At 60.5% G+C, this 2,776-nt stretch carries 2 protein-coding genes and 1 other annotated feature; both genes read right to left on the bottom strand.

Translation table 11 applies throughout. The features are described 5' to 3' along the window. Positions 1-19: 19 nt before the first annotated feature. Positions 20-1,254 (bottom strand): IS3 family transposase gene (locus ACV229_RS40380; protein WP_448088630.1). Its coding sequence is split into 2 segments (ribosomal slippage): positions 20-966 and positions 966-1,254, totalling 1,236 coding nucleotides; the frame shifts between segments, so codons are not numbered across the junction. After that, positions 860-976: a sequence feature (AL1L pseudoknot), on the bottom strand. (Overlaps the previous gene by 117 nt.) A 23-nt stretch (positions 1,255-1,277) precedes the next feature. Then, positions 1,278-2,501 carry an IS110 family transposase gene (locus ACV229_RS40385; protein WP_107313504.1) on the bottom strand — a complete coding sequence of 408 codons (1,224 nt, stop codon included), beginning with the start codon at positions 2,499-2,501 and terminating at the stop codon, positions 1,278-1,280. Between the last annotated feature and the right edge of the window lie 275 nt (positions 2,502-2,776).

The following is a 2,776-nucleotide window of genomic DNA, read 5'->3' on the forward strand; positions in this document are numbered from 1 at the left end:
ATCATGGAGGCTGGTTGGTTTAAGCTAATAGCGGTTCACCGGCAATCTGTTTTCGTTGCCGATAGTAGTTTGCCTCAGCTTCGGCGGGCGGGATATAGCCGAGTGGTTCCATCAGCCGATGGTGATTGAACCAGGCCACCCATTCCAGCGTAGCCAATTCGACGGACTCACGCGTTTTCCAGGCGGTGCGGCGGTGAATCAGTTCAGCCTTGTACAGGCCGTTGATCGTTTCCGCCAGCGCGTTGTCGTAGCTGTCGCCCCGGCTGCCGACCGACGGCTCGATGCCAGCCTCGGCCAATCGCTCGCTATAGCGAATGCTGACGTACTGCGACCCGCGATCAGAGTGATGGATAAGAGATCCATCGTCGCCGGGCCGACGGGCGTAAAGCGCCTGCTCAAGTGCGTCCAGAACGAAGTCCGTGGTCATCGAGGAACTGACGCGCCAGCCGACGATCCGCCGGGCAAAGACGTCGACCACGAACGCCACGTACAGCCAGCCCTGCCACGTCGAAACGTAGGTAAAGTCAGAAACCCAGAGCTGATTCGGTCGGTCGGCTTTGAACTGGCGGTTGACTCTGTCCAGCGGACGCGGTGCCGAGACATCCGGAATCGTTGTGCGAACCCGCTTGCCGCGAATCACGCCGCGCAATCCCATCCGTTGCATCAGCCTTTCGACCGTGCAACGTGCCACCGCGATTTGCTCCCGGTTCATCTGCTTCCAGACCTTGTCAGCGCCGTAGACTCGCATGTTGGCCTGCCAGACACGCAGGATTTCCGGACACAGCAGGTCATCGCGCTTCGCTCGGGCGCAGCGCTTCGACGGATCACGAAGTTGGGTGGCATGACGCCGGTAGCCCGACGGGGCAATCCGCAAGACCTTGCAGATCGGCTCGACCCCGAAGGTGTCGCGGTGCTGATCGATGAAGGCCTTCAGGACTTGATACGGCGGTCGAGCTCCGCCTGGGCGAAAAACGCGCTCGCCAGTTTGAGAATCTCGTTGGCTCGGCGCAGTTCTTTGACTTCACGCTCCAGCGTCTTGAGACGGTCACGTTCCGATGCTGTCACGCCGTCGCGTTCGCCGGTTTCGACTTGTTCTTGCTTGACCCAGCCCAGCAGTGTCTGGCTCGTGCAGCCGATCATGGGTGCAATCGATTCGACCGCCGCCCACAGCGACGGATGCTCGCTACGCTGCTCTCGCACCAGGCGTACAGCGCGCTCTCGGACTTCCGGGGAAAACTTCGTTTGCTTGCTCATGGCTCCATTCTGGTAAGAAGCCCTTACGATGGAGACGCGGGTTGAACGGGATACCCGAGATCCGTCAGTCTTTTGAGCAGCCGTTTAACAGTCCCCTGCATGTCGTGTCGATTGAAGTAATCAGGGCCGAGGTCCTTGTATTCCACGCCGTTGCGAAGCATGTGCCACGCGGCAGTGAGCATGGACGCCGCAACAGCGACGATCGCTTTTTTAGCACCGCGCCGCGCTTTGATTCGCAAGAACTGGGCGTGCAGATAGGTGTTTTTTGTGCGAACTGCTGCCCATGCAGCCGTGACCAGTGCAGTCTTTAACCACGTACCGCTCTTGCGGACACGAGTGCTACGGCGTTTGCCCGCGCTTTCGTCATTACGCGGGCACAAGCCGGCCCACGATATCAAATGGGCGGGATTGGGGAAGCGCGTCATGTCGACGCCGATCTCGGCTACCAAGACCCGAGCAGTCAAATCCCCAACCCCAGGAATGGTCCTGAGCAGTTGGACGTGCTGCCGGATCGGCGTCAACGCCAGCCCCACTGCGGCATCCAAGTCTGCCAGCGCGCGTTCAAGTGCGTCGATGACTTGCAGATGCAGTCCGAGCATGGCGCGGTGATGGGCGGTGACACGGCCGCTCAGCGCTTCGCGCAGTTCACTGGTCTTTCTGCGGGCGTGGCCCTGAGCCAGCGAGGCCAATCGCACCGGGTCATCCTCGCCCGAGACGATGGCCTTGAGCATAGCCCGCCCGCTGTCGCCAAGCACGTCGGACAGTACGCTGCCGAGTTTGAGGTTGGCGTCCTCAAGCACCTTCTGAATGCGCAGACAATGCTGGGCGATTTCGCGGGCCAGTTGCTTACGCGTGCGTGTCAGATCGCGCAACTCCTGAATCGCGGCAGGTGGCACGAAGCTAGAGCGGATCAACCCGTGTGCGAGCAGGTCCGCGATCCACATCGCATCGTTGACATCCGTTTTGCGGCCAGGCACGTTCCGGATATGTGCGGCATTACCAAGCACCAACTCGAAGGAATCCTCGAGTACGTGCCAGACGGGTTTCCAATACACGCCAGTGGCTTCCATTGCTACATGGGTGCAGAGATGGCTTGCCAACCAGTCAGATAGCGCCAGCAAACCGGTCGTGGTGCTGGAAAAGCTTTGGACCTCGTGGTGCTCAGGCGCAGACACGCAACGTACGCATGCCACGATAGTGTCCTTGTGCACGTCCAGCCCGGCGCAGCGTGGATAAAGTACCTGCATGTTGCCCTCCTGCACGATGGAGAATGGCAGCGGCGGCAGCCCTCGTTATCGGATTCTGGTAAGCGTGATCCAGCAGGGCGACAGACTGCCCCAGGTCACAATTTGGGGTGCTCGCAGGGCTGCGGGTCCAACTCTCAAACGGGCTCAGTGCACCAGACAATGGGCCGACCTCGACCACCGCTGCCTCGCAATACTAGCTCGGCGCGGTGGCCGCTTCATCCTTCGGGGTCGGGCACGTCCGATGAATCACTCTCAAGAGTTGGAGCCTCCACCAA

It is taken from the genome of Burkholderia sp. MR1-5-21, assembly GCF_053427715.1.

What these genes read in the sequence shown, in the direction of transcription:
- ACV229_RS40385 (WP_107313504.1), bottom strand. Translation starts at nt 2,501, where the DNA reads ATGCAGGTACTTTATCCACGCTGCGCCGGGCTGGACGTGCACAAGGAC.